Origin of the sequence: Marinobacter sp. P4B1 (genome assembly GCF_001447135.1) — a bacterium.
Lineage (GTDB): Bacteria > Pseudomonadota > Gammaproteobacteria > Pseudomonadales > Oleiphilaceae > Marinobacter > Marinobacter vinifirmus.
In genome coordinates, this window is the sequence record NZ_LLXM01000010.1 from 73,735 (window position 1) to 98,353 (window position 24,619).

A 24,619-nucleotide genomic window follows, 5' to 3' on the forward strand; every position below is an offset into this window, starting at 1 on the left:
ATGTTCAGTTTGACCGTTCGCGATCACATGATGATCGCCCATAGCTTTAACGGAGATATTTTCGGCCCGGCCCAGGGGCTGCACGGTGCCACTTATGTGGTGGATGTTACCTTTGAACGCCATGTGCTCGACAGCAATGACCTGATTGTCGACATCGGCCAGGCTTCAGAACTGCTCAAAGAAGTGCTTTCTGAATTTAACATGAAGAATCTCGACGACTTGCCCGAACTTGCCGGGCGCAACACCACCACCGAGTTCATGGCCAAGGTGGTGTTGGATCGCATGGCCGCAGCCATCCATGCCGGCCGGTTGGGCGAAGACGGTAAGGGTGTGGTCAGCCTGAAAGTAACCCTGAGCGAATCCCATATTGCCTGGGCCAGCTACCATGCCGGTATCTGAACTCTGGTTTGTGGTGCCCGGAGACCCTCAACAGAACACCGGGGGCTACCGGTATGTACGCAAACTTGCTGAGGCCCTGGCAGACACAGGGTTGAAGGTTCACCTTGATGGGCTGGAGGGCGAGTTCCCCCGGCCGGATGGCACAGCCATCAATGCCATGGACCGCTATTTGAAAGTGTTGCCAGAGGGCGCATCCGTTGTTCTGGACGGCTTGGCGATGGGTGGAATGCCCGAGGTGCTGGAGCGCCATCGAAAGCGGTTAAATCTGATGGCGCTGGTGCACCACCCACTGGCGGACGAAACCGGTTTGTCAGCTGCTGAACAAGCCTGGCTGAAAGATGCCGAAACCCGGGCTCTCGCCTGTGTTTGCAAGGTGTTCACCACCAGCTATTACACGGCTGGCAGGCTGGCTCATTATGGGGTGCCAGCGGCCTCGGTGACTGCGGCTTTGCCGGCCGTTGATGACGAATTCTTTGCCCTGTCGACGGCTTCGGCGCCAACCCGAAATCCATCAGATCCTGTGCGGATTCTTTGTGTGGGGCATTTGTCCCGGCGCAAGGCCCAGGATCAGCTGGTGCAGGCGCTGGCGTGTGTGGCAACGGCTCCCTGGCAATGCACCCTGCTTGGCAGCGATCAGAGAGACTCGACTTACTCGGCGGAGGTAAAGGCGCAGATACGTGAATCGGGGCTGGCCGGCTGTATTCGACTGACCGGTGAGGTTTCAGAAACCGGGTTGTGGAATGCCTATCAGCAGGCTGACCTGTTTGTACTGCCCTCGGTGTATGAAGGTTACGGCATGGTGGTGGATGAGGCCCTGGCCTGCGGCCTGCCGCTACTCAGCTCTGATGGCGGCGCACTGAGGGAAACCGGTGCCCGATCGGGCGTGCAGTTGTATCCGGCAGGTGACGTAGGTGCACTTGGGCAGGCTCTGTCGAGGTTGCTTGAGAACCCCGACGAACTGGCGCGCCTGAGGGCAGGCGCCCGCGAAAGCCGGGCAAGGATACGGCGCTGGCGAGACACTGCACGGGATTTCGTTGCAGGCCTTGATGGTGCAGAAACGGCAAACCCGGCGCGCTTTGATGATCACTGGCTCAGGGCCAGGGAGCCGGCGGATCACCGGGCAAGAAACCCGAAACTCACAGACCAGCTGGCGGCGTGGCTACGGGTTCGTCAGCATCGTTACCAGCGTACCCGAGGCACCGTCAGGCCCCTGCACCTTGTCGATATTGGTACTGGCAGGGGGTCGAACCCTGTGTACCTGGCTCCCCGACTACCCGGACCGCAGCACTGGACACTGATTGAGCCTGACGGCAGCCTGGCGGGCACCGCTGCGGAGCGGGTTCAGGGTGCAGGCGTGCCGGTCAGCCTGAGCGCAGCAAGCCTGTCTGCAAACAACATGCAGGATGCGCTGCCGCCAGATGCAGACCTGGTCTGTGCTTCGGCATTGATTGACCTGGTCAGTGACGAATGGTTGCAGGCTTTGGTACGTGCCGTGGTTGCCCGCAATGCGGCTGTTCATGTTGTGCTCAGCTACAGTGGGCGCTTTGAGCTTTCACCTGAACACCCGTCAGACGACAGGCTCCGGGCGCTGGTCAACCAGCATCAACATGGCGAGAAGGGCAACGGTGCCGCACTGGGGCCAGATGCCACCCGCCGGCTGCGGGCCTTGCTGGTGGCCACTGGCTACCAGGTGTCTGTAGCGCCCAGCCCCTGGCAGCTGGATTCGGGCGAGCAGGAGCTGGCGCTTTTGTTAATGACGGGCTGGGCCCGGGCAGCGAGCGAACAACAGCCTTCGGCAGGGGCAGAAATCAATCGCTGGCTCCATGCCCGAAAACAGCAACTCGCTGCCGGCGAGCTGCGAATTTCCGTTCAACACGAGGACTTGCTGGCATGGCCACCCGCCTGATCCTTCGATGGCTGGTTACGGTGGCCTTACTCGGGCTGGTGTTGTCGCTATTGGATACCGGGGCGTTGCGAGCGTCCCTGGCCAGACTTTCTGTGCCCTTCATTGCCCTGATGCTGGGGGTATCGGTGGTACAGGTGGCGCTGTCGGCCTGGCGCTGGTGGTTCACCGCCCGCCGGCTCAGGGTTTCCCTGAAGTATCCGGTGGCAATGCGTGAGTACTATCTCGCCGGCTTCCTGAACCAGGTTTTGCCGGGCGGCGTGATGGGGGATGTGAACCGTGCCTGGCGGCATGCCCGGGCCCCGGTGGGTGAGCCGCTATCTGGCAACCCCACCAGGGCTATTATCCATGCTGTGATGCTCGAGCGCTTGTCTGGCCAGTTGGTGCTGTTGCCGGTGGCAGTGCTGGCGACGACGGCGTTGTGGCTAGGTGGCCGGTTTGAACTTCAGGCTGCTTACGCTGGAACGTCACTTAGCGCTGGGGCCGGCATGGTGGCTCTGGTGCTGGCTGGTGTGGGTGCTTCCCTGATGTTTCGCCGGAAAAATGGAAGCAGGCTAGGGAGTTATTTGCGAAACCTGGGTGCAGATCTCCGGAAGGCTTTTTATGGCTGGCGCAATGCCTGCTTGCAGTGCCTGACCTCCCTGCTGGTGCTGGGTACTTACCTGGCGGTCTTCCTGCTTCTGGCGGCGGATATGGATGTCTTGGGGCAGGGCGTGTCACCCTGGATGCTGGCCGGGCTCTGTGTGTTGCTTTTGCTGGCGATGGCGGTGCCTGTCACCATTTCCGGTTGGGGCGTTCGCGAGGGCGCCGCCGCTTTGCTCTGGCCGCTGGCCGGCCTGCCTGCGGAGCAGGGTGTGGCCCTGAGTGTGGGTTATGGTGCTATGGTGTTTCTGGCCAGCCTGCCCGGGGCCCTGGTGCTGGTTTCCGGGCGTTGATCAGCTGCGGTCCGGGTAGAAAGACAAGTCAAACAACATATCGCTCCCCAGGTTTACCAGCTGAGCTTCCGGTCGCAGGGCCTCATCAAGCTGGTCAATCTCTGGCAGGGAAAAGGCCGGGCGGCCACTGCCGATAATCATCGGCGCCACCATCACATGCAACCGGTCCAGCAGGCCGGCCCGCAGAAACGACGACACGGTCACGCCGCCGCCTTCGATAAAAATCTTGCGCAAGCCAAAGTCCTGTAACACCCGGAGAATATGTTTGGGGTCGACCGGTTGCGTGTCGCTGCTGCTGCCCAGGCAGGGCACCCGGGTGACGGCACCGGGCTCTATGCGCTGCTGGCCCGGCTGATAGTGCCCGGCAACCAGGTGCAGAGTAGGGGCCGCTTTGTCGGTAAACAGGTGATGGCTTGCCGGTACCCGTTCGTGGCGGTCGATCACCACCCGTACCGGGTTCCGGCCGGGTGCGCGGCGAACGGTCAGCCGGGGGTTGTCTGTGCTGGCAGTACCTGCGCCCACTACAACCGCGTCACAGAGGGCACGGATCCGGTGCAGGTGGGTAATGCCGTCGTCGCCATTGATAAACCGGGAACAGCCGGTCACGGTGGCGATGCGGCCATCCAGGCTCTGGCCTAACTGGCCAATCACCCGGATGCTGCTGGCGTCTTCCAGCGGCCGGCACAGGGGCATGAATAAGGAAAACAGACTGTGCACCTGTTCGCTGGCGGGTTGTACCAGCTCCCAGCTTTTGCCGTTGATTTTCAGGGCGGGTTGATCAGAGCCCGGCGCCGGCAAGGTGATGTTGCTGCGGTTGGCGGCGTCGAGTATCAGCTGCCATGCGATGTCGGTGTCCAGTGCGTTCCTGACCATGGGCTACCTGCGTGTATGTTTGTTGTGATTTCAGTATAGGAACATTGTGTACAAAGCTGTAGGTACGCTACATTTTCAAATTGATTCACTTTTTCTCAAATTTTCAGGGGCATTGAGACATGCGCTACCTGCAATCGTTCAACAGGCGCCTGCGGCATGTAAGGGAGCAGGGGCAGCTGTCTTTGGCCGATATTGCTGAAATCTGCGGTGTAGACGAGGCGCGGGTGCGCAGCTGGGAGGCGGAAGATGCCCGCCAGCGGGGCTTTCCCGGGGTTACCGAATTGCTGGATCTGTGTCTCAGGACCGAGACGCCCCTTGAACAGCTGCTCGATATGGAAGAGGCCGGAGACAGTGACCAGCTGGAGCTGCCAGGCCTGGCCTTCAGTAACAGTGATGATCTTTCGGTAGCGCTGCAGGAGCTGGAGCAGGAAATCAGCCGGGTTCAGCTGACAGACGGCGAGGCGGAACTGCTGCGCCGGTTCCGCAAGACAACAGACGATAACCGGCGCATGGTTCTGCAGTTGCTGGGGCGCTAGGCGCCCCGGATTCCGCTTTTAGTTCTCTTTCTTGTAGATGTTCTCGTAAACGTAGTTGGTGGCCTCTACAAAGCCATCAATGCTGCCGCAGTCAAAACGCTGGCCCTTGAACTGGTACGCCAGCACACAGCCATTCTTCGCCTGCTCCAGCAGGGCATCGGTAATCTGGACTTCGCCGTTCTTGCCTGGAGGCGTGCGCTCCAGGATGTCGAAAATGTCCGGAGTCAGGATGTAACGGCCAATGATCGCCAGGTTGCTGGGCGCATCTTCCGGGGCCGGCTTTTCCACCATGTCGGTGATGCGGTACAGGCCGTCTTTCATGGACTCACCGGCAATCACGCCGTATTTGTGGGTTTCGTCCTGCGGCACTTCTTCGATCGCCACGATGGAGCAGCGGAACTGGTTATACAGTTTCACCATCTGGGTCAGCACGCCCTCGCCGTCTTCCGGGCCCACGCAAAAGTCATCCGCGAGCACCACGGCAAACGGGTTGTCGCCCACCAGGTTGCGGCCGGTGAGGATGGCGTGGCCCAACCCCTTCATCTCGTTCTGGCGGGTGAAGGCAAAGGTGTTGTTGTCGATCAGGTCCCGGATCGAGGTGAGCAGGCCTTCTTTGCCGGAGCCGGCAATCTGGTGCTCCAGCTCGTAGCTGATATCGAAATGGTCTTCGATCGCACGCTTGCCCCGGCCGGTTACAAATCCGAATTCGTGGATTCCGGCATCAGCCGCTTCTTCTACCCCGTACTGCACCAGCGGTTTGTTAACAACCGGCAGGATTTCCTTGGGCATGGCCTTGGTGGCCGGAAGAAAGCGGGTGCCGTAGCCGGCAACGGGGAACAGGCACTTCCTGATCATGTGGGCGTCCTTAGTATTGATCCGGTGATACACAGAAAATGATTCACAAGTCCGAGAGTTTACCGGACTTGTCGGGCAAGGGGGAGGGCGCGTGGGTGTTCCGGTAGCCCTGTGTAATAAAGGTCGCAGTCATTGTTAGCAAATAGTCTAACCAGAAAATCAGTATTGTTGACAATCCGGGGTTTGATGCGTAAATTCCAGAACAATTCAACAGATATTGTTAACAAACCTATGAGCCAGCCTGCGATTCAATCGTTAACCCGCGCCGATGAGGCTTTTGATTGTCTGCAAACTGCTATTGTTACCGGAGACCTTGCGCCCGGTGAGAAGATCGGTGAGGTAGAGCTGTGCTCCCGCTTTAACCTGACCCGGGGCCCGCTGCGTGAAGCACTGGGCCGGCTGGAGTCTCGCGGCCTGCTGGTTCGCCGGCCCCATGCCGGGGTTAAGGTGGTGTCTGTCAGCGCTGATGAGCTGATTGAACTCTACCGGATTCGCGAAGTGATGGAAGGGCTGGCGGCGCGCCAGGCTGCCGAGCGGATGACCGATGAGGAAATCCGTGACTTGAAAGCGACCCTGGACAGTCATGAAAAGATGATAGAAGAAGCTCAGGGGCAAGCTTATTACCAGGCTGAAGGTGACTACGATTTCCACCACCGGATTGCCACCGGCAGTCGCAATACAAAGCTGGCCCAGATGCTGCTGGGCGACCTTTATTACATGGTGCGCATGTACCGTTACCGGTTAAGCACCTCCGCCGGGCGCCCGCACATGGCGCTGGGTGAACACCGCCGTATCGTCGAAGCCATTGCCCAGCGTGATGGAGAACTCGCCGAATTCCTGATGAAAAGACACATCAACGCCGCCCGCAAGAATATTGAGAAAAAGATTCAAGAAGGCGTTCTAACTATCTGAAAAAAGAGGTAAATGACATGGCTAACAAACTCTCCCCTGGTGCCCGTTTCCGCAAGGCCCTGAAAGAAAACCAGCCGCTGCAAATTGTTGGTACTATCAATGCCTACGCCGCCATGATGGCAGAGCGGGTAGGTCACCAGGCCATTTACCTTTCCGGTGGTGGTGTGGCTAACGCCTCCTATGGTCTGCCTGACCTGGGCATGACCACCATGAACGATGTGGTGGAAGATGTGCGCCGCATTACGGCCGCCACAGACGTACCGCTGCTGGTGGATATCGACACCGGTTGGGGCGGAGCCTTCAACATCGGCCGTACTATCCGTGAAATGGAACGCGCCGGTGCTGCTGCGGTTCATATCGAAGACCAGGTTGCCCAGAAACGCTGTGGTCACCGCCCGAACAAGGAAATCGTTTCCAAAGAGGAAATGGTTGACCGCATCAAGGCTGCTGCCGATGCCCGGGAAGACAAAGACTTCTTCATCATGGCCCGTACCGATGCCTTCCAGAAAGAAGGTCTGGAAGCTGCTATCGACCGCGCCAAGGCCTGCATTGAAGCCGGTGCAGACGGTATCTTCGCCGAAGCAGTGCACGAGCTGAGCGACTACAAAGCGTTCGCCGAAGCCATCGATGCGCCGATCCTGGCTAACATCACCGAATTCGGTGCCACGCCGCTGTACAACAAGTCTGAACTGGCCGAAGCCGGCGCCGCCATGGTGCTGTACCCGCTGAGCGCCTTCCGCGCCATGAACAAGGCCGCGCTGACGGTGTACCAGAACATCCTCGAGAAGGGCGATCAGAAAGACGTGGTAGACCTGATGCAGACCCGTATGGAGCTGTACGATTTCCTGAACTACCACGATTTCGAGCAGAAGCTGGACCAGCTGTTTGCCCAGAAGAAAGACTGAGTGAACTGAAAAGGTTGGAGTTAGGGGGTCTGACCCCCTTCGGGGTCAGACCCCTGTCGAACTCGGGGTCAGACCTCCTGCCGAACTCCTGACATCGCTTGATTTAATTAAAACGAACAAAACAGAAACTACGGGAGACCAACATGGCTGAAGCAAAGAAACTAGGTGGAGCAGGCCTGCGCGGCCAGGTAGCTGGCGAAACTGCCCTGTGTACCGTTGGCAAAACCGGTACCGGCCTGACCTACCGCGGCTATGACATCACCGACCTGGCTGACAACGCCCAGTTCGAAGAAGTGGCCTACCTGCTGCTGCGTGGCAAGCTGCCGAACCAGGCCGAGCTGGATGCCTACAAGGCCAAGCTCAAAAGCCTGCGCACCCTGCCGGATGCCCTGAAACTGGTGCTGGAGCAGATCCCCAAAGACGCCCACCCGATGGACGTCATGCGAACCGGTTGCTCCATGCTGGGTAACCTGGAAACCGAGCAGGACTTCAGCGAGCAGGACGACAAGATCGACCGTATGCTGGCGGTGTTCCCGGCCATCATCACCTACTGGTACCGCTTCGCCCACGAAGGCGTGCGTATCGACACCGCCAACACCGAAAGTGATTCCATCGGCGGCGTGTTCCTGGAGTTGCTGCACGGCAAGAAGCCGAGCGAGCTGCACGAGCAGGTGATGAACGTTTCCCTGATTCTGTACGCCGAGCACGAATTCAACGCGTCTACCTTCACCGCGCGCGTATGTGCCTCCACGCTGTCTGACATCCACAGCTGCGTAACCGGCGCCATCGGTTCCCTGCGTGGCCCGCTGCACGGCGGTGCTAACGAAGCGGCCATGGAGCTGATCCAGAAGTTCCAGACTCCGGAAGAAGCCGAAGCCGGCCTGATGGGTATGCTAGAGCGCAAAGAGAAAATCATGGGCTTCGGGCACGCTATCTACAGCGAATCCGACCCGCGCAACGCCATTATCAAGAAGTGGTCCGAGAAGCTGGCCAAGGAAGTGGGCGACACCGTGCTGTACCCGGTATCTGTTCGCTGCGAAGAAGTTATGTGGCGCGAGAAGAAGCTGTTCTGTAACGCCGACTTCTTCCACGCATCTGCCTATCACTTCATGGGCATCCCGACCGAGCTGTTCACCCCGATCTTCGTAATGTCCCGGGTTTCCGGCTGGACTGCCCACGTAAAAGAGCAACGCGCCAACAACCGCATCATCCGCCCGAGTGCCGAATACACTGGCCCTGAGCACCAGGATTGGTTGCCGATTGGTGAGCGTTCTTAAGAGGTTTTAAACCATGAATACCGAATTCAGAAAAGCCCTTCCAGGCACTGACCTGGAATACTACGACACCCGCCAGGCGATAGAGGCCATTCAGCCGGGCTCCTACGCCAAGCTGCCGTACACCTCCAAGATCCTGGCCGAGCAGCTGGTGCGTCGTTGTGACAAGGAATCCCTGACCGATTCCCTGAAGCAGCTGATCGAGCGCCGCCGTGACCTGGACTTTCCCTGGTACCCGGCCCGTGTGGTGTGCCACGACATCCTGGGCCAGACTGCCCTGGTAGACCTGGCCGGCCTGCGTGATGCCATCGCGGAGAAGGGCGGTGATCCTTCTAAAGTTAACCCGGTGGTGCCCACCCAGCTGATCGTGGATCACTCCCTGGCGGTGGAAGCACCGGGCTTTGATCCGGACGCGTTCGAAAAGAACCGTGCCATCGAAGACCGCCGCAACGAAGACCGTTTCCACTTTATCAACTGGACCCGCACCGCGTTCCGTAACGTGGATGTGATTCCGGCCGGTAACGGCATCATGCACCAGATCAACCTGGAGAAAATGTCTCCGGTGATCCAGAACCGCCCGGACGAAGACGGCCATCCGATCGCCTTCCCGGACACCTGCGTAGGTACCGACAGCCACACCCCGCACATTGATGCCCTGGGTGTTATTGCTGTGGGCGTGGGTGGCCTGGAAGCAGAAACCGTTATGCTGGGCCAGCCTTCCATGATGCGCCTTCCGGATATCGTGGGTGTGAAGCTGACTGGCAAGCGCCAGCCGGGCATCACTGCCACCGATATCGTCCTGGCCATTACCGAGTTCCTGCGTAAGGAACGCGTTGTTGGTGCTTACCTGGAATTCTTCGGCGAAGGCGCTTCCAGCCTGACTATCGGCGACCGTGCCACCATTTCCAACATGACTCCGGAATACGGTGCCACCGCCGCGATGTTCTACATCGACGAGCAGACCATTGACTACCTGAAGCTGACCGGCCGTGAGCCCGAGCAGGTAGACCTGGTTGAGAAGTACGCTAAAGAAACCGGCCTGTGGGCGACTGAAATGACCGAAGCCCAGTACGAGCGTGTGCTGGAGTTTGATCTTTCAACCGTTGTGCGTAACGTGGCTGGCCCGTCTAACCCGCACCGCCGTGTGGCCACTTCCGACCTGCACGACCGCGGCATTGCCGTGAACCTGGACAAGGCCCTGGAAGAAGAGAAGAAGGGCCTGATGCCCGATGGCGCGGTGATCATCGCTGCGATCACTTCCTGCACCAACACCTCCAACCCCCGCAACGTGGTGGCTGCCGGCCTGCTGGCCAAGAAAGCCAACGAGCTGGGGCTGGTGCGCAAGCCCTGGGTGAAATCTTCCTTCGCACCGGGCTCCAAGGTTGCCCGCCTGTACCTGGAAGAAGCCGGCCTGCTGCCGGAAATGGAAAAACTGGGCTTCGGTATCGTGGCCTACGCCTGCACCACCTGTAACGGTATGTCTGGTGCGCTGGACCCGAAAATCCAAAAAGAAATCATCGACCGCGACCTGTACTCCACTGCGGTGTTGTCTGGTAACCGCAACTTCGACGGCCGGATTCACCCCTACGCCAAGCAGGCGTTCCTGGCGTCTCCGCCACTGGTTGTGGCCTACGCCATCGCCGGTACTGTGCGTTTCGATATCGAACAGGACGCCCTGGGCTACGACAAGGACGGCAAGCCGGTCACCCTGAAAGACCTGTGGCCGTCTGATGAAGAAATCGACCGCATTGTTGGCGAATTCGTTAAGCCGGAGCAGTTCAAGCAGGTGTACATCCCGATGTTCAACCTGGATGAAGCCGAGCAGGCTAAGAGCCCGCTGTACGAGTGGCGCCCTCAGTCCACCTACATTCGCCGCCCGCCGTACTGGGAAGGCACCATGGCGGCTGAGCGCCAGCTCAAGGGCATGCGCCCGCTGGCGATCCTGCCGGATAACATCACCACTGACCACCTGTCACCGTCCAACGCCATCATGATGGACTCCGCCGCCGGTGAATACCTGCACAAGATGGGCCTGCCGGAGGAAGACTTTAACTCCTACGCCACCCACCGTGGTGATCACCTGACCGCCCAGCGTGCCACCCTGGCCAACCCGAAACTGTTCAACGAAATGGTTCGGGACGAAAACGGCGAAGTGGTGCAGGGCTCCCTGGCCCGTGTTGAGCCGGAAGGCAAGACCATGCGCATGTGGGAAGCCATTGAAACCTACATGGAGCGCAAGCAGCCGCTGATCATCATCGCCGGCGCCGACTATGGTCAGGGTTCTTCCCGTGACTGGGCCGCCAAGGGTGTTGCCCTGGCGGGTGTGGAAGCCATCGTTGCTGAAGGCTTCGAGCGCATTCACCGTACCAACCTGATCGGCATGGGTGTAATGCCCCTGCAGTTCGAGGAAGGCACCACACGCCAGACCCTGCAGCTGGACGGCACGGAAACCTACGACGTAGAAGGTGCCGCAGCCCCGGGTGCGAAGCTGGAACTGGTCATCCACCGCAAGACCGGTGAAGAAGACCGGGTACCGGTAATCTGCCGACTGGATACCGCGGAAGAAGTCACCGTGTACTCCGCAGGCGGCGTACTGCAGCGCTTCGCCCAGAACTTCCTGGCCTCCGAAGGCGCGGCTTAAAGACCTGATTGGCCACGGAATCCACGGAAGGACACGGAAAAAAGAAGAATGATTTGCCACGAAATCCACTAAAGAACACGAACAAAGATGACTGACTGAAAAATTAAAATTTCTTTCTCTTTAATTTCGTGTTCTTTAGTGGGTTTCGTGGCAAAAAAATCTTTACGTCTTTTATTTTTCCGTGTTTTTCCGTGGATTCCGTGGCCAAAAAGTCTTTTTCTACAAGAGGCGATACCATGAGTTTTCCTCCACAGATCAAGGTTCCAGCCACCTACATGCGTGGCGGTACCAGTAAAGGCGCGTTTTTCCGCCTGCAAGACCTGCCGGAAGCCTGCCAGGTGCCCGGCGAGGCCCGCGACAAGCTGCTGCTTCGGGTGATCGGCAGTCCCGATCCCTACGAAAAGCAGATCGACGGCCTGGGTAACGCCACCTCCAGTACCAGCAAAACGGTGATTCTGGCCGCGCCGACGCAGCCGGACCACGATGTGGACTACCTGTTCGGCCAGGTGGCGATCGACAAGCCGTTTTTGGACTGGAGTGGTAACTGCGGCAATCTCACTGCTGCTGTTGGCGCCTTCGCCATTAACAGCGGATTTGTTGCCAAAGAGCGGATTCCTGAAAACGGTATCTGCACGGTGCGCATCTGGCAGGCCAACATCAAGAAAACCATCGTGGCCCATGTGCCCATCACCAACGGTGAAGTGCAGGAGACCGGTGATTTCGAACTGGATGGCGTAACCTTCCCGGCTGCGGAAGTGAAGATCGAATTCATGGATCCGGCCGATGGTGAGGGTTCCATGTTCCCCACCGGCAACCTGGTGGATGACCTGGACGTGCCGGGTATCGGAACCCTGAAAGCGACCATGATCAACGCCGGAATACCGACCATCTTCCTGAATGCGGAAGACATCGGTTATAAAGGCACGGAGCTGCAGAACGACATCAACAGCGACCCGAAAGCGCTGGCCATGTTCGAGACCATCCGTGCCCACGGCGCAGTGAAAATGGGCCTGATCAAGGATGTTGCCGAGGCGGCTAACCGTCAACACACGCCGAAGGTGGCGTTTGTGGCCAGGCCGGCGGATTATGTGTCTTCCAGCGGCAAGCAGATCAATGCGGCGGATATCGACGTGCTGGTTCGCGCCTTGTCTATGGGCAAGCTTCACCACGCCATGATGGGTACCGCAGCCGTCGCTATCGCAACGGCTTCCGCGATTCCCGGAACACTGGTGAACCTGGCCGCCGGCGGCGGTGACCGTACCGAAGTGACGTTCGGCCACCCGTCCGGAACTCTGGGCGTGGGTGCTGAAGCGAAAGAAGTGAACGGCGAATGGACTGCCACCAAGGCCATCATGAGCCGCAGTGCGCGGGTTATCATGGAAGGTTGGGTGAGGGTGCCCGGCGATACCTTCTGAGCAACGCAGTACCGCCCCGGAGCCCCGGGGCGGTACTGGATTTGCCTACACAGAACGTGTCAGGCGGCCTGGCGGAATTTCCTTCTCAGGCCGAGGCCCGCGAGGCCCAGACCCAGCAAAGCCAGAGTGCCGGGTTCCGGGACGTCCGCAACGTCGGAGGTGAACACGCCCCTGAGGGTTGCCACGTTGGTTGCGTCTTCCACGGTCCAGAAGTCATCGGCCAATTCGCCACTGTAGAAGAAGCCAAGAATGTCGATGTAGTAATCGACCCCTCCGATCGAAATGCTGTCGGAGGCTCCCACATTCAGGCTAAAGGTGACCTGGTCTGCGCAGCCGTTTGAGTTTACTCCCGAACCCTGACCCCCGCCGTCAGCACAAGGGTTCGCCGCGTTGGGTGTTTCATTGTGCAGAAAATCGAAGTACGAGGTTATCGAATACTGGGTGCTGTCTATCTCCAGGTCCGTCACAACCTCAAGTGTTGCTGAAAGCAGCGATGCGGAATTTGCAGAAATCGGGTTGTTGAAATGGGTAAACGTACCCAGGTCAAAAGCCACCTCCTCAGCAATGCCCAAGACAGGGGGAGGGGTGACAGAGTCAAAGCGATAACCGCTCGGACCACTAGAACCTGACCCCCAACGAATTTCTTCGCCCGATCCAACGATATTAATAGGAGGTGACCCTGGGTTGGTTGCTGTCCAGGTGCCGACCACGTTGTTGATGTCAATCGTAGCTGCTGATGCGGCCCCTGTTGTTAATGCTGCGGCAGCCATGCCTGCCATTAAAATTTTCCTGTTCATAATGTTCCCTCACTGGCAAAAGCCTTGTTTCTACTCCTTGGTCCACGAATAACTGGACGCCCACACATCACCAGCACTGCCCGTACCAAGGGGGAACTTTCCGAATTTAATCAGGCTCCTGAGGCAGCGATAGCCTCGCATTCCCGCGAATACTGCTTGTAAGTTGTAAAGAAAGCGGACAGTTGCGGCCGGGACTGGCAAGCGAGCGCCTCAGGGGGGGCTATTTCTTTCGGATCAGGCTGGTCAGGTTGTCCAGGGATTTTTTGAAGCTGTCGTCTGTGTGCCCGTCAGGGAATAACCTGGTCAATTGGGCCTCGATTTTTTCCAGCGCACTGGCGATGCGGTCCAGGCTACGCTCAGAGTTTGATGGTGCAGCCTCAGGGCCGGTGGTCGAAGGTGGCGGGGTGGGGTAGGCGGGGGTTGTTTGTGGACGGTACCCGGAGCGGGGCTTCTTGCGCACCGGCTCTTCGCCCAGTATCTCGGTACGAATAGAGTTCAGGTCGTGCGGGTCAATAAACGGTCGGTCTTCGGAGTAGGCGCACATCAGCATGCCGTCGCACAGTTTATTGATCAGCCTGGGAATGCCGCCGCTGATTTTGTGAATCTCCCGCACCGTTTCTTCATCGAACAGTTTGTTGCCACCATGGCCGGAAACCAGTAGCCGGTAATCAATATACTCGGCGGTTTCTGCCGGAGTGAGGCCCTCGAGGTGGAAAAACAGTTTTACCCGCTGGGCCAATTGAGGAATCGATGTTATGGCCTGTCTCAGTTCCGGCTGGCCGAGCAGGATGACCCGCATGGATGGCCCGCCCATACTCTCCATGCCGGTGAGCATGCGGATATCTTCCAGGTTTTCACGGGTCAGGTTCTGGGCTTCATCGATGGTCAGCACCACCGGGGTGCCTTCCCGCGCCATGCTCTCCAGATACTCGGTAATCTGGAACAGCATGGCCACCTTGGTGTCGTCTTTCACTTCCAGCCCGGCCTTGCGCAGGATCAGGGCAAACAGGTCCCGGGATTCCAGGTTGGTGTAGGAGATGTTCAGCAGCTTGAGGTTGCCTTCCAGGTTGCGGATGGTTTTCTTCAGCAGAGTGGTCTTGCCCGAACCAATCTCGCCACTGATCACCACAAAACCTTCCGAACTCCAGATAGCAGAAGACATGTACACATAGGCCCGCGAATGCTGCTGGCTCATATAGATGAAGTCGTCTTCCGGGGTGATGCGGAAGGGGTGTCGATGTAGTCCGAAGAAGTCCAGGTACATAGTCAATTCCTGTGGAATACTCAGGCTATGCCGAGAATCTGCCGGGTGCTGAGGGTTTGCCGCTCCGGGCTGTAGGCGCGGAAGCTCTCGCTGACGGTGCTGAAGCGGAAATCCTGCAGCAGTTGCTCCAGCCGCTGCTCGCACTTGTCCAGATTGGTGTAGTGGCGGAACCGGGAGAACCAGCTGGCGTTATTAAACCTGGGTTGCTCCGGGTCGACCTCCCAGGGGTGGAGATAGAACATCTGGGGGCGATGGCCGTTGCCGGAGGCGTTGTTGAACAGATAGCGGAACAGCGGGTATGGGAACTGGCGGAAATAGCCGCCACCCGCTGCCGGAACCGGTAAGCCGAGTACCCGAGCTGTGGTTAGAGGAAATTCCTGTAACAAGGCCCCGTTATCCGTACGGATGGTGTAAGGCGCCCGGGGTGAGCCGGGGATACCGTAGTTGTCATGCCTGACCGGAAAGATGCTGGAGTCCCAGCGAAAACCGCATTCAGCAAGGATGTCGAGGGCCCACAGCGAATCCTTGGTGATGGAATAGCTGGCGGCCCGGTAGCCGTGCACCGCTTTGCCGGTAAGGTCTTCAAGAAGGGCTTTGGAACGCCGGGTTTCCTGCCGGAAGGTTTCCGGAGATTGCCGGTAAATCAGCTGGTGACTATAGCCGTGGGAGGCAATCTCATGGCCTGCGCGATCAATCTCCCGAACCAGTTCCGGGTAGTGTTCCGCTACCCAGCCCAGCACAAAGAAGGTTGCCTTGACCTGGTGCCGTTCGAACAGATCAAGAAGCTTGCGGGTGTTCTGTTCCACACGGGAAGGCAAGGTTGGCCACTGTTCCGGTTTTATTACACCGGATAGCGCTGCGACGTGGAAATAATCTTCCACATCTATGCTCATGGCGTGTAGCGGCTGGTCAGACGGCATCCGGTCTGGCATAGGAGTTCCTTCCCTGTATGACTTGCACCGATTTTCACCTACAGCTGGCTTGAAAACAATCAATCCCTGATAAATATTAAAGACAAAAGTTAAAATAATGTAAAAATATGTTACAAAAAGATACAATCGGCTTGAGCTTGGCAGGAGCCAGGCGCACAATGAAAAATGTACAAAAAGGGAACAGTTTCGCGGTGGCGATGCTGTAAACAGGTTGCGTTGTCGTTGGCAGTTTCCGGCAGCCGACAAGGAAGTTTAACGTGTCCTATATACGTTTCCGAAAACATTACCTCCACATACCGTACCTGGTATTGGCGGTGCTTGAATTTGCAGTTTTGCTGGGCATATTCGTGGTGCTGGCGGTAGCCTACCCGTTCGCGGGTGGCCAGGCTGTGCCTGAGGATGTGTACTCGTCAGTGCTGTTTGCCGGCATTCTGAGCCTGGGCACCCTGGCCATGGGTGGCTACACCGGTATTGTCCAGGAAACCGTCGCCCAGCTGTATTTCCGCACCCTCGTTGCCTACTGCTTCCTTGGCGGCATCGGCCTGATGCTTGTCTATGCCTTCCTTCCGGACCTCGACCCGGGCAGCACCAATCTGTTCTGGGCCATCCTCTTGTGTTCCTTTGCCGTGATCATGCTTCGCCGCAGCTTCTCGGCGCTGGTGGATTCTGAAAAGCTCGTGCGCCGTGTTGTTATCTTTGGTTCCGGAGACTACGCAGCCTGGATGCTGGCGGAATACGACCGCAACATGCGGGCGCTGGGCGTTCGTATCCTTGGGTGCGTCTCGGATTCCGCCTCTCCCGTGGTTTCGGCTGACCGCTTGATTACCGCGCCCGCAGATATCTACCAATACTGCCGGCAAAACCGTATCTCGGAAATTGTCGTGCTTCAGCAAGAGCGTCGGAAAGCTGAAGGCGGCTGGTTACCGGTTCCGGAGCTGATGGAATGCAAATTGCGGGGTATTGCGGTCACCAACGGGATCGATTTTTACGAGCGGGAGCTGAAAAAGGTCAAGCTGGACCTGGTGCACCCGTCCTGGATTGTTTTCTCCGAGGGTTTTCAGGCGTCACGGCGCCAGCAATGGACCAAGCGGATTGTGGATCTCACCCTTGGATTATTCCTGCTGATTATCACCCTGCCGTTCATGGTATTTACCGCCATCGCGATCCTGCTGGAAACCGGTCGCCCCATTATCTACAGCCAGACCCGGGTCGGCCTGCTGGGCCGGGAGTTCCGCATTTTCAAGTTCCGCAGTATGCGCCAGGACGCCGAAAAAGATGGTAAGGCCCAGTGGGCTTCCGCCAACGACAGCCGGGTTACCCGGGTTGGCGCATTCATCCGCAACACCCGGCTTGATGAACTGCCACAGATTTACAACGTGATTCGCGGCGATATGAGCATTGTCGGCCCGCGGCCCGAGCGCCCCGAGTTTGTCTCGGAGTTGCGGGAAAAGATCCCGTATTACGACACCCGTCACTATGTTCGGCCTGGCCTGATGGGGTGGGCTCAACTTAAATATCCTTATGGGGCCTCGGTAGAGGATGCCAGGGGGAAGCTGGAATACGACCTGTATTACTCGAAAAACCGCAGCCTGCTGATGGATTTCCTGATTATGATCCAGACGGCAGAAGTAGTACTGCTTGGAAAAGGTGTGCGCTGACACAGCCGCAATAAAAAAAGGAACGGGAGGTTCTACATGAATGCCTTGGTTGTAATCAGAAACGGAGTGCTGGCCCTGTTTGCGGTGATGCTGGCCGCCTGCTCGGCTTTGCCACCCTCGGAAACCATGCCACCAGCTTCGGAGGTGGAGCCGGAAGCATACGAAATCGGCGTTGGCGATACCGTAACCGTGCATGTGTGGCGTAACCCTGAGCTCGGGCAGTCCATTACGGTGCGCCCCGATGGCTATATCTCGTTGCCTCTCATGGGAGACGTAAAGGCCGAGGGCAAGCGGCCGGAAGAGCTGGCCTCAGAAATTACCCTGGGCCTGGCAGACTACATCCGTACACCGGAAGTGACCGTGATGGTGACCAATCCGGTGAGCAAGGAATTCCGCAACCGCATTCGTATTACCGGGCAAGTGATGTCGCCCCAGTCGGTGGCGTTCCAGCCGGGCATGACCGTGCTTGACCTGGTTCTGCTGGCGGGTGGGCTGACAGACTTCGCCGCCGATGGCCGGGCAACGCTGACCCGCATGATTGACGGCCAGTACCAGAGCTACAGCCTGGACCTGGGCGCCATGCTGAAAGATGGCGATATGAGTGCCAATCACGCCCTGCAGCCAGGGGATGTGATCAGCGTTCCCAGAAAGCAGCTGTTCCGCGGTGAACTCTGATGGATCTCCAGCTCCTTCTTGATACGCTGCGTGCGGTAAAGCTGGAGCTGTACCGCAAGCGGGTTATGGCGGCGGTGATCTTTATGCTGGTGACGGCCGGCGTGTTGGCCGTGGCCTTTGTGACACCTAAAACCTATACCTCCCATGCCGTGCTCTATGCCGACCAGAGCAGCGTGCTGCAGCCGCTTTTGCGGGGCCAGGCGGAAGTATCGCAACTGGACCGTATCAACGAGGCCCGGGAGCTGATCCAGAGCCGGACTTTCCTGGAACAGGTGGCGGCAGACACCGGCCTGATCACCGGCATGGAGCCGGACCAGCAGCGCAATGCCGCGATTGCAACGTTGCGCAAGCAGGTGAATCTCAGGGTAACCAACCGGAGTTTTCTGGAGCTGACCTACAGCAGCGGGGAGCCGGACCAGTCGTTCCAGGTGCTGAGTGCAGTACTGAACCGTTTCCTTGAACGCACGGCGCGCAAGAAGCGTTCAGAAAGCCAGGGCGCGTTCGAGTTTATTGATTCACAGGTGAAGGCCTACCAGCGCCAGCTCGAAGAAGCCGAGCAGCGGCTGAAGGAGTTCCGGGTTCGTAACCAGGATGGAACCGAGGGCAATGTCACGGCTCGGATCGAGCGCCTGCGCGGTGATATCGAAACCCTGAAACTGGAGATTGAACAGACCGAATCCCAGGTGGAACTGACTCGTGCCCAGCTGGCCGAAGAGCAGCCGGTACGACGCATTACGCTCAATGCCGGTCAATCCTCAGCAGAGCGACGGCTGGCAGCGTTGCGGCAGGAGCGGGACAGCCTGTTGCTGCAATATCACGAGAAGCACCCGGATGTGGTCTCGGTCCTTGGCCAGATTGAAGACCTTCAGCGCCAGATAGCCACCCAGCCCGCCCAGGAGCGGGAAGGTGCCCTGACCGAAGTAATGGAAAACCCGGTATACGAAAGCCTGAAGTTGCAGCTGGCTGAAAGCACTACACGGCTGGCGGGGCAGAAAAACCGGCTGACATCTTTGCAGGCCCTGCTGGATGAAGCCTTCCAGCGTGGTGAAAGGGTTGCGGCGAACCAGGCCGAACTGAGTGAACTGACCCGGGATTACGACGTTACCCGGGAAGTCTATGAAGATATGTTGCAGCGCCGTGAGAAGGCAAGGTTGACCATGACCCTGGACGTACAGGGAGAGGGGGTCAGCTACAAGATCCAGGAGCCCGCATCCTATCCAGTGTCCTGGGATGGCCTGCAACTCTATCAGGTTGGGATTGCCGGGCCATTCCTGGGCAGTGCAACGGTACTTGGCTTGCTGGTGATGCTGGTGATGTTCGATCAGCGGGTACGCTCGCCCCGGACACTCCAGTTGGCGCTGCCGCCTGCGATACCGGTGCTGGCTACCATTCCACACTACAGCAGTTCATGGAAAGACCGTTTGCTTCGCAAAGATGTGATTGGTCTGCTGTTTATTCTGGGGATCTTTATGGCCGGCTACCTTGCGTTTTTGCTATTCAGTGTAATGGGCGTAACGCCGGAACAGCTGGTGCGTAAAGTCAGCGAGCTGCTTGGCAGTGGGGGCGCTTGATGGACGACAACAAACTCTACAAAGCGCTGTTGAAAAGCCAGGAAGAGCGGCGCCAGCACAAGGCTCAACCCGGGGAGGCCCGTTCCGAAGAGCAATTCCGGAAGGAGAGGCCGTTTGCCGGTACCCAGCGCCGGATTCCGGACCTGGGCCCCATTGTTACCGACGCAGCAGACCACCGCCCAACGGTTTACGACCCTGCCTTGTCGCTGGGGATGATTGCCAATCCCAAACCCTGGACCCAGCAGCAGCTCCGGGAAAAGAAAATCATCTATCCGGGTATGCCCGACAAGCGGGTGATGGATGCTTACCGGGAGCTGCGTATCCAGCTCAGAAACCGGGCTGGCGACAAGGGCTTTACTGTGATGTACAGCAGCCTTGGCAATGATTCCGGCTCGGTGCTGACCGCCTACAACCTGGCGGCAGCGTTTGCCATGGACGCCCACACCTCGGCTCTTTTGGTGGACTGCGATCCTCACGACAATGCGCTGCCGGCATTGGTCTCATCAAAAATGGGCAGTGGTGTGACGGATTATGTCGCGGATGCAAAGGTGGATATCAAGTCCATTCTGTACCCCAGCGGTGTAGACCGCTTAACCGTAGTACCGGCCGGTACCCGGGTGTCCCATGCAGTGGAGCTGTTCGCAGCGGCGCGTATGCGTGACCTGATGCAAGAGCTCAAGCACCGTTACCCGGACCGCTGCATTATCCTTAACACGCCGCCTATCCGGCGCAGTACCGAGGCCCGCATTCTGGAGCGGTTTGCCGACCAGATCGTGTTTGGCGTGCCTTTTGGCGATGTGACAGCAGAAACAGCGGCGGAATGCGTGGATGCGGTTGATCCGCAGAAATTCGCCGGTCTGGTTTTCCAGGAGTGAAGCCATGAAGCTCAGGGAAGAAAGGTTCAGATGGTTAGTTGCCCCGCTGTCATGCGCAGCGGTGGTTCTAAGTGCCCCGGTGGTGGCCCAGTCATTGTCGGACACGATAGAGAGTGTGTCCGGTTCGGCCTCGGCCTTTGGCGAAGCCGTGCATACCCGAATGGATACCGCCGATGGCCGACGCAACAACACCAAGCCCGGGGCAGGTGTGTCCGGCCAGGTGGGGGGCGCTCTCAGAAGTGGCGCCAATCATTTATCGTTGAATTACGGTGGCAGCCTGTCTACCAGCAGAGATCTGCCGTCCGGAGACCAGACCGATTCCAGCTCGGTAAACGGTGCGGCCCGCTACGACTACGCAACGACTGCGAACCCCCTGGATTTCAATCTTGGCCACAGCATCCAGTCTGTTCGTAACAACACCGGTTTCCTGCTGAACGCCGGCGACTACGATACCCGGAATACCCTGACCGGCGGGGCCGGGCTTACTTTCCAGCCCGGCGAAGTGTCTTCCCTGAGGCTGGCTGGCCAAGCGGGTAAAAGCTACGGCAGTGGCGACCTCAATGATTCCGAGTCCCAGACGGTCAGCGCCGATTTCTCGCGCCGGTTGACCGAGCGATCTACGGCGGGCCTGAGTGCCCGTCGTAGTTGGGCTGATGATGCGGGTGTTGATACCACCATCGACAACGCAGAGCTGAATTACAGCCTGTACCTTGAGAACGGTTTTTTCAGCATCGGCGCGGGTAAGAGCTGGTCTGAAGCCGACTACCCGGGGCAGTCTACCCAGGAAAGTGACGCCATGACTGGTTTCCTGACCCGAACCTGGGCAGGCCCGGAATCCAGCACCTCTGTGGAGTACAACCGGCGGTTATCAGACAGTACAACGGATCTGTCCTTGAACCTTCCGCCTCAGTTTGCCTTTCTGCCGGACACCATAGAGCTCCGGGAACTGGTGGTGAGTGATGCGGTTTTGGTTTCCCATAACACCAGCAAGCTGTGTGATGTGTGCAGCTTGGGGGCCACCGCCCAGGTCGAGCAGCTGGAATCCGAGCTTTCGGGCGCAACCACCTACAACTACGGCGCGGCCCTGAATCTGGGCGTGGATATTACAAACCTGCACCAGCTGACGGCCTCCTACAGCTGGCAGGCGGATTCCGGAATTGAAACCGGGCGTATTGACGAGCAGAGGCATCAGTTGATTCTTGGCGTTAGCCGCCGGCTGGCGGAAGACGTGCGCATGGGGTTGCAGCTGAGGCAAAGCTGGGTCCGGCGCAAAGCGGAAAATGCTGACCAGGAACAGTATGCCGTCCGACTGTTTATCGCCAAAGATTTCAGCCTGACGTCAACACGTTGAACCACCACGGACAGAAGGGAATCATGTTCGACAACAAACGCTACATCGAACTTGCAAAGGAAACGCCGCCGCAATTGCTGGTGGTGATCGATACCGAGGAAGAGTTCGACTGGAAGGCCGAGCCGGATGCATTCGAAGACCGGGTCACTGCCATGGACTGTATCGACCGGGTGCAGGATATTTTCAACGACTACGGCATTCAGCCCTGCTACGTGATCGATTATCCCATCGCCGCCAAAGTTCAGGGTTACCGGAAACTGCGGGACTATGCGGAGCAGGGCCTTTGTGAGATTGGCGCCCATCTGCACCCCTGGGTGAACCCGCCCCAGACAGAGGAACTTACGCGGCCGAATACCTACCCGGGTAACCTGCCGGAACCCCTGGAACGGGAAAAGCTGACGGTTCTGAAGGAAACCATTCGCCAGAACCTGGGCGTAGCGCCCGTAGCCTACAAGGCGGGGCGATACGGTTTCGGCCCCAACACCGGGCAGATTCTTCGGGATCTGGGATTCAGTATCGATCTTTCCGTATGCCCGCCGCTGGATTCCCGCGCAGATGGCGGCCCGGACTATCGCCGCTTCGATGCGCGGCCGTTCTGGTTCGGGCCGGCAGGACAACCGCTGCTGGAAATTCCCTGTACCGGTGGGTTTATCGGCTGGGCCAGACCCGCCGCCGTGCCGCTGTATGAGCTGGCAACCCGAATGATCCGCTTCAAGGCGCCGGGCATTCTTTCCCGGGCCGGTGCGGTCGACCGCCTGATGCTGTCACCTGAAGGCTTTACGCCGGATGAACACGTGAAACTGACCAAAGCCCTTTACCGCCAAGGGGTGCGAACCTTCACCTGGAGTTTTCACAGCCCGAGTGTGGTGCCCGGCAACACCACCTACGTTCAGGATGAACCGCAGCTGGAGCAGTTCCTGGCGAGCTTCCGGCAGTATTTCGATTTTTTCTTTAATGATCTGGGCGGTAAGGCGACCACGCCAACTCGTCTGCGTACCCTTATGGAGAGCATGGTATGAAAGTTCTCGGGATTTCCCCCCTGGACAAGGATTCAACCGTTGCCATTGTTGAAGATGGTGAAATTCTGTTCGCCGCAGGGGAAGAACGTTTTTCCCGCACCAAGCAGCAGGACGGCTTTCCCCAGCTGGCGCTGGAGGCGGCACTGGATTACACCGGCCTGCAAATGCAGGATTTTGACCTGGTGTGCTATCCATTTCTCACCTGGGAAAACGAACAGAAGCTCTTCCACAAGAACCTGGAAGACGAGAAAACCTTTATCAAAGGCTTTCAGCCCGCGGACCTGAGCAGGCAGGTAAAGGAAGCGCTGGAGAAGGTGCCGGATCGCAATCAGCCCATTCATGGCCTGGAACATCCCAATGCCATCATGGAAAAGAGCTTTTTACACAGCTCGTTTTACAGCATGGCGGGGGCCCAGAAACTGGCTTCCAACAACGCCGCGTTCAAGGCATCGCGCCAGTGGGGTGAGGCTGCAACCGAGAGCTTCAAACGCTGGGAGCAGGATCTTAATAATGGACTGGCCGAAAATGGCTGGATCAAACCAGTCAAGCGCATGGATCACCATCTTTCCCATGCCGCCAACAGTTTTCTGTGCAGCGGGTTTGACCGTGCCCTGTGTGTGACCCTGGATGGCTATGGCTCAGGATTGGCCGGTTCCGTCAGCGAGGCCAGTAATGGCAAGATAAAACGCCTCCATGGCCTGCCGTTTCCGAATTCCCTCGGTACACTTTACGAGCATGTCACCTCAAGCCTCGGCTACAAGCCCAGCCGCCATGAAGGCAAAATCGTAGGTCTGGCGTCATACGGTGATCCATCCATTCTGGGGGACATCCTTCTGGGCCGGATTGAGCAAGCGCCCGGGGATTTTCGCATCTACGAAGCCAATAACGTGTATTTCTCCCGTTACCTGGCGAGCCGGTTCCCGAAGATCGACGTGGCGGCGGCCTATCAGTATGTGCTGGAGCAAGTGGCCTGCAACTACGTTCGCCACTGGGTTCAGAAAACCGGTATCGACACGTTGGTGTTGTCCGGTGGTGTGACTGCCAACGTGAAGCTGAACCAGCGGTTGTTTGAGATTGAAGGGGTCAATCACATCTTCGTGTACCCGAATATGGGTGATGGCGGCTGCGGCACCGGTGCTGCGCTTTATCACAGCTGGCCAGGCGGTATTAAGCCGTCAATTTCCAGCGCCTATTTTGGCCCGGACTTCCCGGAGGCGCAGCTTGAAAAGGCATTGCAGGCCGAGGGCCTGAGTTTCTCCCGGCCAGAACACCTGGCGGCAGAAGTGGCTGCGCTGATCCACAGCGGACAGGTGGTCGCCCGCTTTGATGGCCGCATGGAATATGGCCCGAGGGCGCTGGGCAATCGCTCCATCATGTATCACGCCCGGGAGCCGGAAGTGAACCAGTGGCTGAACAAACGCCTGGGCCGCACCGAGTTTATGCCCTTTGCGCCGGTGACCTTGTACGAGGCCAGGGAGCGCTGTTATCACAACATCAAAGGTGCAGAACACGCGGCTGAATTCATGACCATCACCTTCGACTGCACCGAGTTTATGCGGGAAAACTGTCCGGCAGCAGTGCATGTAGACGGCACGGCCAGGCCGCAACTGATCCGTCGTGAGGTTAACCCGGGTTACTACGACATCCTGAAAGAGTACGAGAAGCTAAGTGGCATTCCGAGCCTGATTAATACCAGCTTTAACATGCACGAAGAGCCGATTGTCAGTAGCCCGGAAGATGCCGTCAGGGCCTTCTTGCAGGGGGCGCTGGATTATCTGGTGATGGGGCCGTACCTGGTGAAACATCCGAGCCCGAAGCACTGAACGCGC

At 58.3% G+C, this 24,619-nt stretch carries 21 protein-coding genes; 16 read left to right on the forward strand and 5 right to left on the reverse strand.

The window, feature by feature from the left end:
• From AQ621_RS06500 to AQ621_RS06510, 3 genes are read left to right on the forward strand one after another with little or no spacing between them, the layout of a single operon-like run.
• Positions 1-399 carry a 6-pyruvoyl trahydropterin synthase family protein gene (locus AQ621_RS06500; RefSeq protein ID WP_058340757.1) on the forward strand — a complete coding sequence of 133 codons (399 nt, stop codon included), beginning with the start codon at positions 1-3 and terminating at the stop codon, positions 397-399.
• Positions 386-2,305, forward strand: coding sequence for a glycosyltransferase (locus AQ621_RS06505; RefSeq protein WP_058340758.1), 1,920 nt, complete (start codon positions 386-388; stop codon positions 2,303-2,305). Before AQ621_RS06500 ends, AQ621_RS06505 begins: the two co-directional genes overlap by 14 nt.
• Positions 2,290-3,237 carry a lysylphosphatidylglycerol synthase transmembrane domain-containing protein gene (locus AQ621_RS06510; protein WP_082640927.1) on the forward strand — a complete coding sequence of 316 codons (948 nt, stop codon included), beginning with the start codon at positions 2,290-2,292 and terminating at the stop codon, positions 3,235-3,237. The genes AQ621_RS06505 and AQ621_RS06510 overlap by 16 nt, the downstream gene beginning before the upstream one ends.
• Here the strand turns inward: AQ621_RS06510 and AQ621_RS06515 are convergent, their stop codons facing one another.
• Positions 3,238-4,110 carry a RibD family protein gene (locus tag AQ621_RS06515; RefSeq protein WP_058340759.1) on the reverse strand — a complete coding sequence of 291 codons (873 nt, stop codon included), beginning with the start codon at positions 4,108-4,110 and terminating at the stop codon, positions 3,238-3,240.
• A gap of 119 nt (positions 4,111-4,229) precedes the next feature.
• Here AQ621_RS06515 and AQ621_RS06520 point away from each other — a divergent pair, with 119 nt between their 5' ends.
• Positions 4,230-4,646: a helix-turn-helix domain-containing protein gene (locus AQ621_RS06520; RefSeq protein WP_058340760.1), complete on the forward strand. Its 417-nt coding sequence runs from the start codon at positions 4,230-4,232 to the stop codon at positions 4,644-4,646.
• A gap of 18 nt (positions 4,647-4,664) precedes the next feature.
• On the opposite strand, the gene galU is transcribed toward AQ621_RS06520, so the two are convergent.
• Positions 4,665-5,501 carry a UTP--glucose-1-phosphate uridylyltransferase GalU gene (gene galU / locus AQ621_RS06525; RefSeq protein ID WP_058340761.1) on the reverse strand — a complete coding sequence of 279 codons (837 nt, stop codon included), beginning with the start codon at positions 5,499-5,501 and terminating at the stop codon, positions 4,665-4,667.
• A gap of 231 nt (positions 5,502-5,732) precedes the next feature.
• Here galU and AQ621_RS06530 point away from each other — a divergent pair, with 231 nt between their 5' ends.
• From AQ621_RS06530 to prpF, 5 genes are all read left to right on the forward strand, one after another.
• A complete protein-coding gene (locus tag AQ621_RS06530; protein ID WP_058340984.1) occupies positions 5,733-6,413 on the forward strand; it encodes a GntR family transcriptional regulator in 681 nt (226 codons plus the stop codon).
• 17 nt (positions 6,414-6,430) lie between these two features.
• On the forward strand, positions 6,431-7,318 hold the full coding sequence (gene prpB, locus AQ621_RS06535) for a methylisocitrate lyase (RefSeq protein WP_058340762.1): 888 nt from the start codon (positions 6,431-6,433) through the stop codon (positions 7,316-7,318).
• 143 nt (positions 7,319-7,461) lie between these two features.
• A complete protein-coding gene (gene prpC, locus AQ621_RS06540; protein WP_058340763.1) occupies positions 7,462-8,595 on the forward strand; it encodes a bifunctional 2-methylcitrate synthase/citrate synthase in 1,134 nt (377 codons plus the stop codon).
• A 13-nt stretch (positions 8,596-8,608) separates the two neighbouring features.
• A complete protein-coding gene (acnD, locus tag AQ621_RS06545) occupies positions 8,609-11,233 on the forward strand; it encodes a Fe/S-dependent 2-methylisocitrate dehydratase AcnD (protein ID WP_058340764.1) in 2,625 nt (874 codons plus the stop codon).
• A gap of 236 nt (positions 11,234-11,469) precedes the next feature.
• Positions 11,470-12,648 (forward strand): 2-methylaconitate cis-trans isomerase PrpF, encoded by a 1,179-nt coding sequence (gene prpF, locus AQ621_RS06550; RefSeq protein ID WP_058340765.1) that lies wholly within the window; start codon positions 11,470-11,472, stop codon positions 12,646-12,648.
• Between the two features lie 59 nt (positions 12,649-12,707).
• Here prpF and AQ621_RS06555 read toward each other — a convergent pair whose 3' ends face one another.
• The 3 genes from AQ621_RS06555 to AQ621_RS06565 all read right to left on the reverse strand — a co-directional run bounded on the left by AQ621_RS06555 (position 12,708) and on the right by AQ621_RS06565 (position 15,641).
• Positions 12,708-13,445 (reverse strand): THxN family PEP-CTERM protein, encoded by a 738-nt coding sequence (locus AQ621_RS06555; protein WP_058340766.1) that lies wholly within the window; start codon positions 13,443-13,445, stop codon positions 12,708-12,710.
• 220 nt (positions 13,446-13,665) lie between these two features.
• Positions 13,666-14,709: an ExeA family protein gene (locus AQ621_RS06560; protein ID WP_058340767.1), complete on the reverse strand. Its 1,044-nt coding sequence runs from the start codon at positions 14,707-14,709 to the stop codon at positions 13,666-13,668.
• A gap of 20 nt (positions 14,710-14,729) precedes the next feature.
• Positions 14,730-15,641 carry an XrtA system polysaccharide deacetylase gene (locus AQ621_RS06565; RefSeq protein ID WP_058340768.1) on the reverse strand — a complete coding sequence of 304 codons (912 nt, stop codon included), beginning with the start codon at positions 15,639-15,641 and terminating at the stop codon, positions 14,730-14,732.
• A gap of 257 nt (positions 15,642-15,898) precedes the next feature.
• On the opposite strand from AQ621_RS06565, the gene AQ621_RS06570 reads away from it, so the two are divergent.
• The 7 genes from AQ621_RS06570 to AQ621_RS06600 are packed head-to-tail and all read left to right on the forward strand — an operon-like array spanning position 15,899 to position 24,613.
• Positions 15,899-17,299 (forward strand): TIGR03013 family XrtA/PEP-CTERM system glycosyltransferase, encoded by a 1,401-nt coding sequence (locus AQ621_RS06570; protein ID WP_058340769.1) that lies wholly within the window; start codon positions 15,899-15,901, stop codon positions 17,297-17,299.
• Between the two features lie 36 nt (positions 17,300-17,335).
• Positions 17,336-17,974 (forward strand): XrtA/PEP-CTERM system exopolysaccharide export protein, encoded by a 639-nt coding sequence (locus AQ621_RS06575; protein ID WP_058340770.1) that lies wholly within the window; start codon positions 17,336-17,338, stop codon positions 17,972-17,974.
• Positions 17,974-19,545 carry an XrtA system polysaccharide chain length determinant gene (locus AQ621_RS06580; protein WP_058340771.1) on the forward strand — a complete coding sequence of 524 codons (1,572 nt, stop codon included), beginning with the start codon at positions 17,974-17,976 and terminating at the stop codon, positions 19,543-19,545. Before AQ621_RS06575 ends, AQ621_RS06580 begins: the two co-directional genes overlap by 1 nt.
• Positions 19,545-20,420: a P-loop NTPase family protein gene (locus AQ621_RS06585; RefSeq protein WP_058340772.1), complete on the forward strand. Its 876-nt coding sequence runs from the start codon at positions 19,545-19,547 to the stop codon at positions 20,418-20,420. Before AQ621_RS06580 ends, AQ621_RS06585 begins: the two co-directional genes overlap by 1 nt.
• Before the next feature lie 4 nt (positions 20,421-20,424).
• Entirely contained in the window at positions 20,425-21,771 is a 1,347-nt protein-coding gene (locus AQ621_RS06590; RefSeq protein WP_058340773.1) for a hypothetical protein, read from the forward strand.
• A gap of 23 nt (positions 21,772-21,794) precedes the next feature.
• The gene (locus AQ621_RS06595) at positions 21,795-22,790 is read left to right on the forward strand and encodes a polysaccharide deacetylase family protein (protein ID WP_058340774.1); all 996 of its coding nucleotides are present in this window, start codon (positions 21,795-21,797) and stop codon (positions 22,788-22,790) included.
• Complete coding sequence (locus tag AQ621_RS06600; RefSeq protein WP_058340775.1) at positions 22,787-24,613, forward strand: carbamoyltransferase family protein; 1,827 nt, start codon at positions 22,787-22,789, stop codon at positions 24,611-24,613. The genes AQ621_RS06595 and AQ621_RS06600 overlap by 4 nt, the downstream gene beginning before the upstream one ends.
• The last annotated feature ends 6 nt before the right edge of the window (positions 24,614-24,619 follow it).

Coding starts and splice junctions, on each gene's coding strand:
- AQ621_RS06500 (WP_058340757.1), top strand. CDS start 1: ATGTTCAGTTTGACCGTTCGCGATCACATGATGATCGCCCATAGCTTT.
- AQ621_RS06505 (WP_058340758.1), top strand. CDS start 386: ATGCCGGTATCTGAACTCTGGTTTGTGGTGCCCGGAGACCCTCAACAG.
- AQ621_RS06510 (WP_082640927.1), top strand. CDS start 2,290: ATGGCCACCCGCCTGATCCTTCGATGGCTGGTTACGGTGGCCTTACTC.
- AQ621_RS06515 (WP_058340759.1), bottom strand. CDS start 4,110: ATGGTCAGGAACGCACTGGACACCGACATCGCATGGCAGCTGATACTC.
- AQ621_RS06520 (WP_058340760.1), top strand. CDS start 4,230: ATGCGCTACCTGCAATCGTTCAACAGGCGCCTGCGGCATGTAAGGGAG.
- galU (WP_058340761.1), bottom strand. CDS start 5,501: ATGATCAGGAAGTGCCTGTTCCCCGTTGCCGGCTACGGCACCCGCTTT.
- AQ621_RS06530 (WP_058340984.1), top strand. CDS start 5,733: ATGAGCCAGCCTGCGATTCAATCGTTAACCCGCGCCGATGAGGCTTTT.
- prpB (WP_058340762.1), top strand. CDS start 6,431: ATGGCTAACAAACTCTCCCCTGGTGCCCGTTTCCGCAAGGCCCTGAAA.
- prpC (WP_058340763.1), top strand. CDS start 7,462: ATGGCTGAAGCAAAGAAACTAGGTGGAGCAGGCCTGCGCGGCCAGGTA.
- acnD (WP_058340764.1), top strand. CDS start 8,609: ATGAATACCGAATTCAGAAAAGCCCTTCCAGGCACTGACCTGGAATAC.
- prpF (WP_058340765.1), top strand. CDS start 11,470: ATGAGTTTTCCTCCACAGATCAAGGTTCCAGCCACCTACATGCGTGGC.
- AQ621_RS06555 (WP_058340766.1), bottom strand. CDS start 13,445: ATGAACAGGAAAATTTTAATGGCAGGCATGGCTGCCGCAGCATTAACA.
- AQ621_RS06560 (WP_058340767.1), bottom strand. CDS start 14,709: ATGTACCTGGACTTCTTCGGACTACATCGACACCCCTTCCGCATCACC.
- AQ621_RS06565 (WP_058340768.1), bottom strand. CDS start 15,641: ATGCCAGACCGGATGCCGTCTGACCAGCCGCTACACGCCATGAGCATA.
- AQ621_RS06575 (WP_058340770.1), top strand. CDS start 17,336: ATGAATGCCTTGGTTGTAATCAGAAACGGAGTGCTGGCCCTGTTTGCG.
- AQ621_RS06580 (WP_058340771.1), top strand. CDS start 17,974: ATGGATCTCCAGCTCCTTCTTGATACGCTGCGTGCGGTAAAGCTGGAG.
- AQ621_RS06585 (WP_058340772.1), top strand. CDS start 19,545: ATGGACGACAACAAACTCTACAAAGCGCTGTTGAAAAGCCAGGAAGAG.
- AQ621_RS06590 (WP_058340773.1), top strand. CDS start 20,425: ATGAAGCTCAGGGAAGAAAGGTTCAGATGGTTAGTTGCCCCGCTGTCA.
- AQ621_RS06595 (WP_058340774.1), top strand. CDS start 21,795: ATGTTCGACAACAAACGCTACATCGAACTTGCAAAGGAAACGCCGCCG.
- AQ621_RS06600 (WP_058340775.1), top strand. CDS start 22,787: ATGAAAGTTCTCGGGATTTCCCCCCTGGACAAGGATTCAACCGTTGCC.